Annotated in this window: 17 protein-coding genes; 8 read left to right on the top strand and 9 right to left on the bottom strand. The window is 42.4% G+C overall.

Annotation, left to right across the window (positions count from 1 at the left end):
* Positions 1 to 214: 214 nt before the first annotated feature.
* The 5 genes from B5D77_RS01195 to trxA all read right to left on the bottom strand — a co-directional run bounded on the left by B5D77_RS01195 (position 215) and on the right by trxA (position 2964).
* Entirely contained in the window at positions 215 to 1012 is a 798-nt protein-coding gene (locus B5D77_RS01195; protein ID WP_106908117.1) for a hypothetical protein, read from the bottom strand.
* Between the two features lie 150 nt (positions 1013 to 1162).
* Complete coding sequence (locus B5D77_RS01190) at positions 1163 to 1822, bottom strand: hypothetical protein (RefSeq protein WP_008201600.1); 660 nt, start codon at positions 1820 to 1822, stop codon at positions 1163 to 1165.
* 36 nt (positions 1823 to 1858) lie between these two features.
* Complete coding sequence (gene coaD / locus B5D77_RS01185; protein WP_008201601.1) at positions 1859 to 2332, bottom strand: pantetheine-phosphate adenylyltransferase; 474 nt, start codon at positions 2330 to 2332, stop codon at positions 1859 to 1861.
* Positions 2329 to 2613, bottom strand: a complete 285-nt coding sequence (locus tag B5D77_RS01180; protein ID WP_002743550.1) for a DUF427 domain-containing protein — start codon at positions 2611 to 2613, stop codon at positions 2329 to 2331. Before B5D77_RS01180 ends, coaD begins: the two co-directional genes overlap by 4 nt.
* A 33-nt stretch (positions 2614 to 2646) precedes the next feature.
* Entirely contained in the window at positions 2647 to 2964 is a 318-nt protein-coding gene (gene trxA / locus B5D77_RS01175; protein ID WP_008201603.1) for a thioredoxin, read from the bottom strand.
* A 364-nt stretch (positions 2965 to 3328) separates the two neighbouring features.
* On the opposite strand from trxA, the gene map reads away from it, so the two are divergent.
* From map to B5D77_RS01150, 5 genes are all read left to right on the top strand, one after another.
* Positions 3329 to 4174, top strand: coding sequence for a type I methionyl aminopeptidase (gene map / locus B5D77_RS01170; RefSeq protein WP_008201607.1), 846 nt, complete (start codon positions 3329 to 3331; stop codon positions 4172 to 4174).
* A 103-nt stretch (positions 4175 to 4277) separates the two neighbouring features.
* Positions 4278 to 4679 carry a universal stress protein gene (locus B5D77_RS01165; RefSeq protein WP_008201608.1) on the top strand — a complete coding sequence of 134 codons (402 nt, stop codon included), beginning with the start codon at positions 4278 to 4280 and terminating at the stop codon, positions 4677 to 4679.
* A 444-nt stretch (positions 4680 to 5123) separates the two neighbouring features.
* A complete protein-coding gene (locus tag B5D77_RS01160) occupies positions 5124 to 5348 on the top strand; it encodes a DUF2811 domain-containing protein (RefSeq protein WP_008201610.1) in 225 nt (74 codons plus the stop codon).
* Positions 5349 to 5397: 49 nt separating this feature from the next.
* Positions 5398 to 6024: an aminoacyl-tRNA hydrolase gene (pth, locus tag B5D77_RS01155; RefSeq protein WP_008201612.1), complete on the top strand. Its 627-nt coding sequence runs from the start codon at positions 5398 to 5400 to the stop codon at positions 6022 to 6024.
* A 134-nt stretch (positions 6025 to 6158) separates the two neighbouring features.
* Positions 6159 to 8486 (top strand): YCF48-related protein, encoded by a 2328-nt coding sequence (locus B5D77_RS01150; protein WP_008201614.1) that lies wholly within the window; start codon positions 6159 to 6161, stop codon positions 8484 to 8486.
* 120 nt (positions 8487 to 8606) lie between these two features.
* On the opposite strand, the gene fumC is transcribed toward B5D77_RS01150, so the two are convergent.
* Together fumC and B5D77_RS25620 are read right to left on the bottom strand one after the other, a co-directional pair.
* Entirely contained in the window at positions 8607 to 10010 is a 1404-nt protein-coding gene (gene fumC, locus B5D77_RS01145; protein ID WP_106908116.1) for a class II fumarate hydratase, read from the bottom strand.
* A 126-nt stretch (positions 10011 to 10136) separates the two neighbouring features.
* Complete coding sequence (locus B5D77_RS25620) at positions 10137 to 10292, bottom strand: hypothetical protein (RefSeq protein WP_157221748.1); 156 nt, start codon at positions 10290 to 10292, stop codon at positions 10137 to 10139.
* Between B5D77_RS25620 and B5D77_RS01140 the strand changes: the two genes are divergently transcribed.
* Positions 10285 to 10572, top strand: a complete 288-nt coding sequence (locus B5D77_RS01140) for a YggT family protein (protein ID WP_008201617.1) — start codon at positions 10285 to 10287, stop codon at positions 10570 to 10572. The genes B5D77_RS25620 and B5D77_RS01140 overlap by 8 nt on opposite strands.
* A 4-nt stretch (positions 10573 to 10576) precedes the next feature.
* Here the strand turns inward: B5D77_RS01140 and gshA are convergent, their stop codons facing one another.
* The gene (gshA, locus tag B5D77_RS01135) at positions 10577 to 11731 is read right to left on the bottom strand and encodes a glutamate--cysteine ligase (protein ID WP_008201619.1); all 1155 of its coding nucleotides are present in this window, start codon (positions 11729 to 11731) and stop codon (positions 10577 to 10579) included.
* Positions 11732 to 11770: 39 nt separating this feature from the next.
* The gene (locus B5D77_RS01130) at positions 11771 to 12163 is read right to left on the bottom strand and encodes a pre-16S rRNA-processing nuclease YqgF (protein WP_008201621.1); all 393 of its coding nucleotides are present in this window, start codon (positions 12161 to 12163) and stop codon (positions 11771 to 11773) included.
* Positions 12164 to 12502: 339 nt separating this feature from the next.
* On the opposite strand from B5D77_RS01130, the gene B5D77_RS01125 reads away from it, so the two are divergent.
* Positions 12503 to 12709: a hypothetical protein gene (locus tag B5D77_RS01125; protein ID WP_008201622.1), complete on the top strand. Its 207-nt coding sequence runs from the start codon at positions 12503 to 12505 to the stop codon at positions 12707 to 12709.
* A 239-nt stretch (positions 12710 to 12948) separates the two neighbouring features.
* Positions 12949 to 14541: a glycosyltransferase family 39 protein gene (locus tag B5D77_RS01120; protein WP_106908115.1), complete on the top strand. Its 1593-nt coding sequence runs from the start codon at positions 12949 to 12951 to the stop codon at positions 14539 to 14541.
* Positions 14542 to 14552 lie beyond the last annotated feature (11 nt).

Genomic DNA, 14552 nt, shown 5'->3' with positions numbered 1-14552 from the left:
ATAAATCCTGTTGAAAAAGTATATGAATTATGAATTATGAATTATGAATTATGAAGTGTGGAGAATAAATCAAAATAATCTCCTGATAACTGATAACTGATAACTGATAACTGATAACTGATAACTGATAACTGATAACTGATAACTGATAACTGATAACTGATAACTGATAACTGATAACTGATAACTGATAACTGATAACTGACGGTGATAGTTAATTTTTAAGTAGAGAAGAATCTTTTAATTCAAAATAAGCTTGTACCTCTTCTTTCCAGAGTTGATATTTTTCTTGAATTAGTTGATATTGACTGGCAAAATCGAGGTTACAATCAAGGAGATTGGTATCGATATCGGATTGCACTAATTCCCGTTCGATCAGAGTTTCTCGGATAAATTTTAAACATTCTTGTCTCAAAGTTTCCGCTTGATCGATAATTAGCTGGACTTGATTAATTGCTCGATCATACAATGGAGTTTGTGAATGAAAAATTTCGGAAGATGCGGCCAGATTTCGCAGTCTATGTAATTGATTTCTCTTTTCCACTAAACTGGCAATTTTGGGGTTAATTTCAAAAAGTAAGGTTTTCACCAGAGGAGCCAAGCGGCGAGTATTAGTATAATCGTAGTTATTAAGGTCTGATTTAATCAGCTCTACCTGTTGTAAATCGACGGTAACATCGTGGAATTGTATCTCGGTTTCGGTGATGGTGGGATGAATCGTTTTAACTTGCCAAGTAGTAACAGAAGTCAACTGCTGGCGATCACTATTAACCATTTGCCGCTCCATTTTCAGCACATCGAGGGGAATACTATAAAGTTTTTTCTCAGGAATATAGACGACATCGCTACCGAGAATGCGATCGATTTTAGGACGACGATATAAATAATGATACAGGAATCGATAAAAGCTTTTACTGCCCTGAAATATCTGGACAAATAACCAAATTTTCCAGCTGAATAACCCGCTAAGAAAGCGTCCGAATAGAGGGGAATTCGAGGAGGGGTTATTCATGAAATTCCGTTATCAGTTATCGGTGAGGAATCGGAGGTTTGTTTTTTTTCAGTGTTCGGTAAACAGTAAACAGTAATCAGGGATAAAGATAACTAACTAATTAACTTAAAACTTACATCTGATAACTGATAACTGATAACTGATAACTGATTAAGGACGTTCTCCGGGTAGATTGTTTGAGGATGTTGGTTTCGATCTTACCTGTTGACGACCGTTGCGGATAACCTGTAACATTTGCCCTAATTGTTGATCGAGATGTTCTAAAACTGCTTCGGCATAGTCGTCAGCGTCTTTTTGAATTTCATGACATTCAGCTTGGTTTTTTTGTCGTAACTGTTGCACTTCCTGCACGGCGCTGTGACGCATTTGTTCGATTTCATCGAGGGTTTGTTGTTGCAAGGATTCGCACTCCTGCTGAACCCGTTGACGAATTTGGGCCGCTTGCCGTTCTGCCTGTTGAATAATACCGGACTCATCGAGAATTTGGGCGGCTCTTTGTTGAGCGGAACGAAGGACTTGTTGAGCGTATTCCTCTGCTTTAGTGATAATTTCCTGTTCTTCCTGCAAAATTGCTAAAGCTTTCTGTACTGCCGGTGGCACGGTTTCATAGATGATATCGATTTGTTCGGATATCTGTCCCTCATCGATCATTGTCCAACGGGTGAGGGGGATATGGAAACTATCAAAAATCATCTCTTGCAGACGCGCCAGATCCTGATAGATATCGAAATCGACGGGTGGACTGGGAACCCCACTATTAGAAGTGTTAGGTACTGCTTTTTTGCGATCATTAGGTTCTCGGCGCGCCATAGGTTCAGGTCGTCCTCATTACTGTATTCTAGTATGTTAACTGTAGTATGAGTAAATATCTCTAGAAACGTTTTCCGGGACTAGATGGCTGACGGAGCCACCGAATTGAGCGATTTCTTTAACCACGCTACTGCTTAAAAAACTATATTCTTTGGTGGTGGCTAAAAAAACCGTTTCGATCCCTTCCCAGAGGGTTTTATTGGTATGGGCCATTTGCAGTTCTTTTTCAAAGTCCGAGAGGACTCGCAACCCCCGCAAAAGTACCTTGGCTCCTTTCAATCTGGCATATTCAACCGTTAATCCTGAAAAACTGTCTATCTCAACGTTTTTCAGGTGTTTTGTGCAGTATCTGATCTGTTCTATGCGTTGTTCGACGGTAAACAGGGGGTTTTTATGGGGATTGCAGAGAACTGCCACGATTACTCGCTCGAATAGTGGCACACTGCGTTCGATAATATCTAAATGACCGAGTGTAACTGGATCGAAGCTGCCGGGGTAGATGGCGATCATTTCTCAACCTTCACACCTCGCCAAAAAGCGATATATCCTTTAATATTTTGGGCTTTTGGTTTAGGATCGGGATAATACCAAGCGGCATCTTTATTATCCTGTCCATCTACCCTGAGAGTATAATAACTAGCCTCTCCTTTCCAAGAACAAATGGTATGGGTGTTACTAGGTTGGAAATATTCAGCTTTGATGGTATCGGGGGGAAAATAGTAGTTTCCCTCGACAATTTCGCAGTTATCGCTTTCCGCTACCACTGCACCATTCCAAATCGCCTTTGCCATGACACTAACTCCTAGTTCTGGTTCAAAATCATCTTACAACAGAGTTTGTAAATGTTGAACCAGTTGGTTAACCTGCACCACTCCCTCAATTCGATCGATCGGTTGACCATTTTTAAAGACTACTAAAGTCGGTAAAGCTTGAATACCGTACTTACTGGCTAAATTGGGATATTTGTCTGTATCAATTTTGACAATTTGTAGGCGATTTTTGAAATACATTCCCGTTTGTTCTAGAATCGGAGCCATCATTTGACAAGGACCGCACCAAGTGGCATAGAAATCCACTAACACGGGAAGATTAGTGGATTGCAACAGTTCCTGAAAACTGGAAAACTCTTTTTTGACTGCCATAAATTGTCACCTCGCCGGAAAAATAGTCTTTTTCCTACTATAGCTTTTCTACTGAAGGGGTGACAACGAGGTTGAAGTCTAGGCTGGGTGTGGGGTGTGGGGTGTGGGGTGTGGGGAAAATCTCCTCGCTGTCAGCCGTCAAATTCATTAACTTACTTAAGCTTAAACCTGATTCTCTCGTCCTCATTTCGGGGAAAGTCTCAAGGTTTTTCCCTACACCTTACCCCCACACCCTGTTTCACTTTCAATCTGCTTGTCACCCCTTGAGACTTTTCTTTTTCTAGATGTTCCTTGATTTCTCCAGAGTGGTCATCGATCGCCGGGAAAATGCTAAGTTAGGTAAAGACTCGACAGCCAAATCTCCATGAACATCCTAACCAAGCTGCTTTTTCCCGAAACTAAAACCCCAGAGCAAGTAGGTTCACCGCGAGTACAGAAAAGCCGCCGGGGAATCGAAACCAAATCCGCCGCAGAAATCGTTATTATGCGACAAGCGGGTAAAATTGCCGCCACAGTCCTCAAGGAAATTGCCGAGATCGCTCAACCCGGGATGACGACGGCGGATCTGGATGCCTATGCGGAAAAACGTATCCGCGCAATGGGTGCTACTCCCAGTTTTAAAGGTTATTATGGCTTTCCTGCCTCGATTTGTGCCTCCGTTGATAACGAAGTCGTTCACGGTATCCCTAGCCCGAAAAAACGCCTCAAAGCCGGTTCTGTGTTAAAGGTAGATACGGGGGCCTACTACCAAGGTTATCATGGGGATTCCTGTATCACGATCGCGATCGGTTCCGTCTCTCCCAAAACCGAAAAATTAATCCGTGTGGCGGAAGAAGCTTTATATAAAGGCATAAATCAGGTAAAAGCTGGCAATTATCTGCTCGATATCGCAGGAGCGATCGAAGATCACGTTCAAGCTAACGGTTTTCAAGTGGTAGAAGATTTTACCGGTCATGGAGTTGGCAGAAATCTCCACGAAGAACCCTCGGTATTTAATTTTCGCACTAATCAGTTACCCAATGTCAAACTCCGCGCCGGGATGACTCTAGCAATTGAACCAATTGTCAACGCGGGATCTAAACATACCAGAACTTTGCGCGATCGTTGGACGGTGGTGACCATGGATAATGCTCTCTCCGCTCAGTTTGAGCATACTGTCCTAGTAACCGCCACGGGTTACGAAATCTTAACTGATCGTAATAACCTATAAAATTGTCTATCTCGGCTTATTATCCTTAGATAATGGCAAAATAAAAGATTTTTTGCTCCGGAATCTTAATTGGAAGTTTATTTAGCGGCAGGATTTAGTCAAAATGTTTAAAAATATTGTTGTTGCCTTAGATTGTGGGGAATTATCGGATCGAGTCCTCCATGCCTTGAATTCCCTTTCTCTAACGGCAAATTCTCGCGTCATCCTCACCCATATCCTCGGCAAAGAGGGAGATGAATCGGCAGTGGATCGCCCTCACCCCTCCCGTGAGATCATTGAAGATCAATTGCGCTGCTATCAATCCCAGATTGCTGTCCCCAGTGAAATCGAGGTCATCTTCGGCGATCCTGCGGAGGAAATTATTCGTTTAGCTAATATCTATCATGCTGATCTGATCGTGATCGGCAGCCGGGGATTAACGGGAGTTCAACGGGTGATCGAAGATTCTGTTAGTAGTCTCGTGGTGGCAGAAGCTACCTGTTCAGTATTGGTGGTGAAAGCATAGCAGCCAGCATTCAGCGTCGAGACTCCCAGACTGGTGAGACAGCTATCAGGGATCGGATTTGAGCAGCACTGCTGACTAAAATTTGCAAATCTTATTTTTCCCCAATGTTTTCCCCCATACATTCCCCGGTATTTCCCCACTCACTCCCAAGTTTTCCACAGTTTACCCAGACTTTTCCACAGGCAACAGCGATAGAATCGGCACTTGCTTCCAGAAAAAATTAATCTTGATTGTCAAAATCCCCATCGATAGATACTGAGTTACTGTTAAGTTAAGTAAATAAAATCTAGCTCTAACCCTTATTCCCTCGTAAATATTAAGTTTTTCTAAAGCATTCCTTTACATCTGGTAATATTGCAACTCCCTCCAACTTGGCTCACAATAGTCCTTACTGTCCACTACAGGAGTCAGGGATTTCCCCACTTCCGATCAGAGGTAAACGATATGAATACATCAGTCAGTATCTTGGCAGAAATCCCCGAAATCCTCCATCAATCCCTACAACAATACCTAGAAGCTCACCCCGGTTGGGATCAAGATGGTGTGTTTACGGCGGCCTTGTCATTTTTTCTACTTAATTGTCAATCCCCCGAAAGGATGAATTTTGAGGAGCAAAATAGCTGTGCCAAGGTTTATCTAGAAACTTTGTTCCAGCGCTCGGAGTGCTAATTCGGTGATAATAAGAGTCGGGTCCTGGTTAAAAGCCCGATTTCTCCCTATGAATTCCGATAAAACCCCTAATTTAATCATTCCTCGGCTAATTATCGGTTTGGGTAATCCCGAACCCAAATATGATCGCACCCGTCATAATATCGGTTTTGAAGCTGTGGACGCATTAGCGCGGGATTGGCGGCTATCTTGGCAGGAAAATAAGCGATTTCAAGGTTTTATCGCCGAAGGTGACGGTCCTCCCTGGGGCAAAATTCGTCTCTTGAAACCCCAAACCTATATGAATCGCTCCGGGCAATCGGTGCGAGCGGTGCTGGACTGGTATAAACTAGCTCCAGAGTCGATTTTAGTCATTTACGATGATATGGATCTGCCCCTGGGCCGGTTGAGAATCCGTCTATCGGGATCGGCTGGCGGACACAACGGGATTAAATCGATGATTGCCCACGTTGGCACGGAAAACTTCGCTCGTTTACGCATAGGAATCGGTAAATCAACCGAAAAAGCGACAATTTCCCACGTTTTAGGCCGATTCACCCCCCAAGAAAACGAAGTCATCTTGAAAGTGTTAGACTTGTCCAGAAAAGCGATCGAACTTGGTCTCAAACAAGGGTTACAAAAGGCAATGAGTCTCTACAATAATCAAAGTGTAGAGATTGGTTCTAATCTATGCTGATAGCAAATAAGCCCGATTTTAGTAATGGTTATAATCGCCATTTTTGTCTATACTCTTACAGAACCCTTGCTTAAATTTTGATCGTCCTTTGCTAGATTAGGTCAATCTTTATCCTCGATGTTAGCAGTTTAATTATGATTAATCGCCAAAGTTTGCTGAGATGCGCCCACAAGTTTAATCTCATTTTATTGATAATCGCTACAGTTTTTTGTCTTTGGAGTAATCCCGTTTTTGCCCATCGTCCCCATGATGTAATTAGTCAAGTGGAAGTTTCTCCCGATTTCCAGACAGATAATACAGTATATATCTTGGTGCGAAATAACTTTTATAAATCTAGCGATGGAGGCAGCAACTGGACAAGATTAATTCAAGGTTTAGATTATACGGGGGAATTAAGTTCCCTGTCCCTATCTCCCCTCAATAAAAATATTCTCTATTTAGCTTCAAGATCCAATGGTATTTATAAAAGTGAAGATGCGGGGGAATCTTGGCAGAAAGTTAATCAGGGTTTAGAAACTAACTTGATTAGCTTCGTAGAAATTGCCCCTTCCGATCCCAATATAGCAGCAGCAGTGGGATTAGAAAAAGGGGTTTATTTAACCGCAGATGGTGGTAAAAATTGGTCAAATATTTTCCCCACCAATGCACTGATAACATCTCTAGCTATTACCCCCAACAATCCAGGGCGAATTTTTTTCGGGGATGAAAAAGGGAAATTATACACTTCCTCTGATGGGGGGAAAACTTGGCAGAATCTCCCCTTACCTACCAATGTGGGGGCAGTAGATACAATTGCTTTTTCTCCTAATCTAGACAGGGATAAAACCTTTTTTGTCGGTACAAAAGAAGCAGGTATTTTTAAAACCGTTGATGATGGTAAAACCTTCCAAGCCGTCAACGAAGGAATTAAAGATAAAATCATCGAAGACATCGTTATTTCTCCTGACTATGCCCAAAACTCCACCCTTTATGCCATCACTTGGTATGACGGAATGTATGTTTCTCAGGATGGGGGCAAAAGTTGGACAAAAACGAGCGAGGGTTTAACCAAAGATAAACAGGCTGATGATTATAAAGTTCCCCATTTTATGGATTTAAAAGTCGTTCAAGATACGATGTTTTTAGGGGGATTTAATGGCTTATTTAAAAACACTGATAGCGGCAAAAAATGGCAGGAAATAGAAACTTTAGCTCGGGGAACAGTTATCGACATGGCGGTTTCTCCTAATTATGCCCAAGATGCCACTGTCGTCATTGCTAATTATGTAGGCAATATCTTTATCAGTCGCGATAAAGGGGAAACTTGGACACCAATTAATCGCGGTTTAGAGGTTTATCGATTTGGTAAAGATACGGAGGAGTCAGGACAAGATCCCCGGCGTTTCTTTGACATTGCCTTTTCTCCTAACTATGGACAAGATAGAACTATTTTTGCTGGTTTTTTACGCAATAGATTTGCCAAATCCGATAACGGTGGTGATTTCTGGAAAATTATCGAAATTGATCAGAGAGTCCGCGGTCCAAGAATAGTTCCTTCTCCAGATTTTGCTAACGATAAAACTCTTTTTCTCACCAATCAGCAGGGGAGAATATTTCGTTCTACCGATGGAGGAAATACGGTTAAAAATATCAGTGAAGTGGGCAAAATTTCTGGTAATTATGCTCCTGCCATGGTAGCATCCCCTGATTTTGCTAAGGATAAAACTTTGTTTGTCACGGGAAAAGAGGGTATTTATCAAAGTGTTGATGGTGGACTAACTTGGAATAATGTCAGCCAAGGCCCCCCCCTATCAAAAACCGCTAATGTGCAGTTGGCAATCTCTCCCAATTATCCCAGTGATCGAACTATTTTTGCTGGGACAATTTCCGGTTTGTTTGTCACCAAAGATGGTGCTAAAAGTTGGACAAAATTAGAGAAACCGGGGTTTAATCCGCAAGCATCGGTAGAAACCATTGCTATCTCTCCTGATTATGCTAATGATCGCACGGTAATAGTTAGTTTACAGGGAGATGGTTTGTTTAAATCTACTGATGGCGGGGAAACTTTTAAATCAATTGGTGATCCTAAAATACCCCTAGTGAAAATTCATAGTATCCCTTCCTCTGGGATCTCGGTCCAGTTTTCTCCTAATTACGCTCAAGATCAAACTTTATTCGGTTTTGGTGGCGCTCAAACTACAGTTTTTCGTTCCACCGATGGGGGGGAAACTTGGACAAGTGTAACTATTCCTCCTCACGCGGAAGAAGATACACCCCGCTATAAAATCGGTGAGTTTTTCTCTGGTCCCCTCGGCACAATCTGGCGCTTAGTTATACCGATTCTCCTCGCAATCGCCGCTTATTTTCTGGTGGGTTTCCTACAACTGGAGAAAGTTATTAATCTTCCTAAATCCTTCTTCCGCATGGCAGCAGCATTTATGATTTTTCTCTTTGTTTTCTTCGCTATCATTAGCCAAGTTTAGGAGAAATTTTGACCGGTGGGGCTTGACAAATCCCGCCGCTTGCCATATACTTATATGTATAATGGGAATCCGTGCCTGCCTGCGACCTCTGATTTTTGCGGCAGTTATCCCCTCAGACAATTAACCATCGGCAACGTAGGGATTAACCATCTTAGCGGGGTCAACAATGCGATCAAAATCCGCTTCCTCGATGTATCCCAGTTGTAAGGCTGCCACTTTCAGAGTTAAATCTTTTTCTAGGGCATAATGAGCGACGTAGGCAGCCTTTTGGTAGCCAATCACGGGACTTAATGCAGTCACCAGCATCAAGGACTGATTTAAAAAAGTCTCAATTTGTTTTTGATTAGCAGTCATCCCCTGAACCAAAAACTGACAGAAATTACCGCAACCATCAGTGAGCAAACGGATAGACTGCATGAGATTATGAATCAACAGCGGTTTATAGACATTCATTTCCAGATGTCCTCCGGCGCCTCCCATCGTCACCGCTAAATCATTAGCCATCACCTGCACCGCTATCATCGATAAAGCTTCGCATTGGGTGGGATTAACTTTCCCAGGCATAATTGAAGAACCCGGTTCATTTTCCGGCAGCTGTAATTCTCCGATTCCACAACGGGGACCACAGCTAAGTAAACGGATATCGTTAGCAATTTTATAGAGGGAACTAGCGATAGTTTTCAGTCCCCCGCTCAAGAAAACCAGAGCATCATGGGAACCTTGCACGGTAAACTTATTAGGAGCGGTAATAAAGGGTAATTTGGTCAGATTAGCGATTTCTGCTGCCACATCTCGATCAAAATCCGGGGGAGCATTAATTCCCGTACCCACTGCTGTTCCTCCCAAGGATAAACGATAGACTTTTTCGAGACATTTTTCTAGCCAATCGCTGCCGTCATCTAATAAACCCACATAACCGGAGAATTCTTGTCCGAGGGTTAAAGGGGTGGCATCCTGTAGGTGAGTGCGACCAATTTTAACTATATTCGCCCATAATTGCGCTTTTTCATCGAGACTATTCCGTAATAGTTGCAAACTGGGAATTAATTTTTCCTTGACTGCCAAGGCAACGGCAATATACATGGCCGAGGGAAAGGAATCATTCGTCGATTGGGACATATTAACATGATCGTTGGGATCCACGGGGGTTTTGCTCCCCAAAGGATTCCCCGTCAGTTGACTGCAACGATTGGAGATGACTTCGTTGATGTTCATGTTAAATTGAGTACCACTTCCTGTCATCCAAACGTAGAGGGGAAAGTTATCCTCGTGTTGTCCGGCTAAAATTTCATCGCAGACTTGACAGATTAGGTTTTTTCTCTCCTGACTGAGACGATTTTTTTGCTGATTGACAATTGCACAGGCTTTTTTGAGAATGGCATAGGACCGGATCATCTCCCGGGGCATGAGATTATCACCGATACTAAAGTATTGTAGGGATCTTTGGGTCTGCGCTCCCCAAAGTTTATCGGCAGGGACGGGAATTTCTCCCATGCTGTCTTTCTCGATGCGAAATTCTGTCATCTTTAAGTTACTTCTGAGGTCAGCAAAAGATGGTCGTTATTTGGTCTGAAAAGAGAGGGTCTCCAAGTCGGCACGGATTCCCATTATAACAAAAGTATAAGTCAAGTCGGGCTGGTTTGTCAAGCCCTATGGGGACTTTTTCTTGGCGGCATTTTTACCCGGGAGGTTGACAAGAATAACTGGCAGGGTGCTGGGGCGATGAGGATGATTAAATGGGACAAAAACTGTTATATTGTAGGGAAAATAATCGGTAAAAAAGACGGGATTGGAAACTATGGACACAGCGATCGCATTAAGTTGGACATTGGGAATTATCTTAGGGTTGATGACCCTTTTGTTTATCTTAAGGATCGTGCTGACTTGGAATCCACAGGCAGATTTAAATAGCTTCCCCTTTAATATTATTGCCTGGCCCACAGAACCTTTTTTAATCCCCGTGCGTAAACTGATACCACCCTTGGGAGGAGTTGATATTTCTCCAATTATTTGGGTGGGAATTTGTACGCTGCTGCGGGAAATTCTTCTCGGTCAACAGGGTTTAATTACCATGGCCTTAAAATAATTATTCACGCGACTAAAATATGCTGACATAATTTATGTTCTAACTCTCGTTCCTGTTTTTCTAGGGTAATAATCGCCTGTTTGATAATACTTTTAACATCCATACCCTGGTCGGATTGTTTTAACCATTGCTGTGCAGTGTTACCTTCACGGAGGATTTTTTGTAAGGGGGAGAGGAAACAACTAAAACCCCTTTCTTTAGCGATCGGATAAACTTGAACATAGAGGTCTTTAATCCAATCCCTAGCTAAGATTTCTCGGCCATCGTACCAATGTCTCAGGGTGGCATCAAGACTAAAACGAGCGGCAGCCTGTTCGTTTGCTTGGGTTAAAGTCAATAAATCCTCGCTGCGATTGCTGCTGGGTAATTGACTTAAAATTAAGGGGTCTAATTGGGGATCCTGTAAAAGTTGAGTTAAACGGGCCTCTAAAAAAGCCATAACTGCTAATAAACTAATAGGATCAGCAATCAGGTCACAAATTCGCAATTCTAGACGATTGAGATTATAGGGACGATTGCTACCGTTAGGACGTACCGACACCCAGAGATGACGAACATTCTGCATCGTGCCGAGTTTTAATTGTTCCTCGGTCCAGGTGACAAAATGTTTATGACTTTCAAAGAGGGGAACATCAGCGGGAGTTTGGGGGAAAACTTGCCAACGACGGGAATGGGAACTGGTGATTTTACCGTCGAGAAAAGGAGAAGAAGCACTTAAAGCCAAGTATAAAGGAGCTTCTAGGCGAATTAAGCGACAGGCACGCATTAAATCCTCATAATCGCTAATACCGACGTTAATATGAATACTGGCCGTGACCACATTAGTGCCGTAGGTCTGTTCGATATAGTCATGATAGGGATTGTGGGGGTCACTGCGATAAAAATGCTGACTATCACCCAAGGAGAGGGTACTGCCGGGGACTAGGGTATAATCGCCTAAACGACGCAAATATTGCCGTAGAGCCAGACGAGGTTTTAAAGTAGCGCATAAAAGACGGTCATAGTTAGTCATGGGAGCCGTAGTATATTCTACGTTACGACTATCCGGTTCCCGGACAAAACCATCCAAATCCTTGACAATGCGATCGGATAAACCGATAATTTCTCCGGCTGCTGTTCCGGTATACATTTCCACTTCAAAACCTTTACTTAGGAGCATCGTCAATTCACCCTGCTGTGTCTATTTTGTAGTTTGACATTATTTGGACTGTAAATGACGTTCGATCAGTAGAATCGCTACTATATCATCAATGGGGCGATCGGGAAGACGCATACCTTGGGGGATGAGTTTCTGTAATCCCTTGGGGGGGAACATTTGCCAATAGCGATCACGCGCTTCTAGGGTACTATTGCGTTCATCTACTAGAGTAATCGGGATGGTGAGACGAGCGGCAATTTTTTGGCGCCAACTTTTTGAGGTGGTTTGATTCCCCATCACCAACAATTCGATCGGATACTGTTGACAGAGACTGGCTAAACGCTCGATCGCTTGTGACGATGCTATCACCTCATGGGTATAAATTTTACCCGTCGATGACCTGACCGCGATCCCACATTTATCCTTACCCGGATCAAAACCGAGAATACACATAGTTTTTATCTCCTGCAGCACTGGTCGGTTTGATTAAATCATTAAATTAGGGGGTCGGGTGTTGGGGATTTCAGTTATCAGTGATCAGATTGTAGTTTTAAGTGGACAGTGTGAGGTGAAAACCACTGATTATTGTTTACTGTTCACTGCTCACTGATAAAAGCAGCAAGGGAAGCCCAAATTCTATTGGTTCAATTATACTATGACTCTTGCCGATACAGTCACTACAATAATATTATGGTAGGGGCGCATAGCGTACGCCCAAAATGTAATATAGATATTTCGACCAAATTGAGATGCAGCCACGGAAACGAACTAGACCTGAAGAGGTAGAAATTTATGAAAGCTTTTGATGATGGAGAAAATATCATCGAATACTTGGATTTAACTAAAATTAAACCTGCTAATTCCGAGGAACAAACAATTGCCTTTGAGTTTCCCTCATGGATGGTAGAGGCTCTTGAGCAAGAAAGTCAGCGTCGTGATTTACGGTTACAAGCTATTGTCATGATTATTATTGATTTGATGGTGGCAAAAGTTATTTAATTAACATCAGTTTTATCTAAGTTCCCCGTTCCCTTAATCCTCTTTCAGATCGCCAATCAGCAACGCCTAGGAAGATTTTGTTGATAGCCAAGGGCTAAGAGATGACAGAGTTGGTGATATAGTAACTAAAGATCACATTTAAATCTAACCTTGCCATAGATGCACAAATCTCAAATCTGGCAACCCCAAAAATCTCCCGTCTCTAACATCAGTTTTAGCGATGAAATGAGGTAAGAATTTTGACCAAAATAATTAGCGATCGCATTGCCGTTTATCTGCTCATCGGTGGACTCCTGTTTAGAACAATCATCGCCCTGGGGCTTTATCCGGGGTACGATGAGGCATATTATTACGTTTACAGCCATAATCTGGATTGGAGTTATTTCGATCATCCGCCAATAGTAGCGATTTCCACGGGTTTTGGGACTTGGATCACGGGATTAGTCAATCAATTTACCATTCGCTTCGGTACTCTCCTCCTCTATACTGGCAGCCTCTGTTTGCTATATCTGACAGCTTTAAAATTGTTCAGTCTGCCGGTCGCCAGAATGACTTTAGCGATCGCCACTCTCATCCCCATCTATGGGATTGTCTTCGGGATTCTCTCGCAGCCAGATAGTCCTTTAATCTTTTTTTGGTCATTAACAGTCTATTTAGCTGCCCAAGAATTCTGGCCAATTCGGGGAAAAAACTATCATCCTAGCTATCGTCTCGCTTATATTGGACTTGCCGTAGGATTGGCGGTTTTAAGTAAATATCACGGCTTTATTTTGGGTTTTGGTTTAGTTTTATTTTGTCTGACCACTCCCCGCTATTGGCCTGTATTTAGATCCCCTTGGTTGGGATTAGGATTTATTCTTTTTTTGATAACTTTATTGCCGATTATCTACTGGAATATTAACCATGATTGGATTTCCTTTCGCTTTCATTTAGAAGACCGTTTTTCTGGAGAACCCAAAACCTTTAATATTCTTGGTATTCTCTCGGTTATTGGCATTAGTATCGCCACGATGTTTCCTCCTTTTGGTCTGCCAATGTGGTGGGTGACATTTAAAAGCTTTGGCGAACAAATTCCTAACTTTCTCTCGAAAAAAAGATTTTTTCATCGAGATGAAGAATCCCTCAAAAACTGGTTAATTCTTTCGGTTTCTCTGCCTTTAATCCTGGGAATGCTTTATGTGGGTGCTTCCCATTATCTCGCCCCTAGTTGGATTTTACCCGGGTTTTGGTCCTGCACGATTTTATTAGGAGAAAAGGCCAATACTTGGCAGCAATCTTCTCGAATCTGGGTAAAAAGATGGTTATGGGGATCGGGAATTTTTATCGTTACTGTTTTATCTATAGCAATGCTTCACGTTACTTTTGGCACTTTCCAAAAACCTGGTCAATACGCAATCTTTGGGGGAATTATTGCCCCAGAACAAGACCCTTCTCGGGAAATTGTCGATATAAATCAACTGCGCCAAGGCTTTGCTAATTCGCCCGAATTATTAGCACTATTAAAAGATTCTAGCTTCGTTTTTACCCATAGTTTTTATGTGACAGCATGGCTAGATATGGCCCTTTATCCCCTAGTTCCTATTCCCGTCACCTGTTTTAACAACGATCAAAGGGGTTATCAAATTTGGTTTAATCCTCAAGAATGGATCGGTAAAAATGGTTTATTAATTACTACAAATAGTTCTCTAGAAAGACCAGAAATAATTGATCGCTACCGTCCCTATTTCCAAGATATAACTAAAGTAGCTGTCATTCCCATCAAGCGCGGTGGTGTCACCATCGAACAATTTCATGTTTACCAAGCTAAAGGACTAATTAAAACCTATCCTTAAAATAGATCAAT

The organism is Microcystis sp. MC19, from assembly GCF_003019735.1.
Classification (GTDB): domain Bacteria; phylum Cyanobacteriota; class Cyanobacteriia; order Cyanobacteriales; family Microcystaceae; genus Microcystis.
The sequence above is the reverse complement of the archived record's forward strand: the minus strand, read 5'-3'. Positions and strand labels throughout refer to the sequence as shown.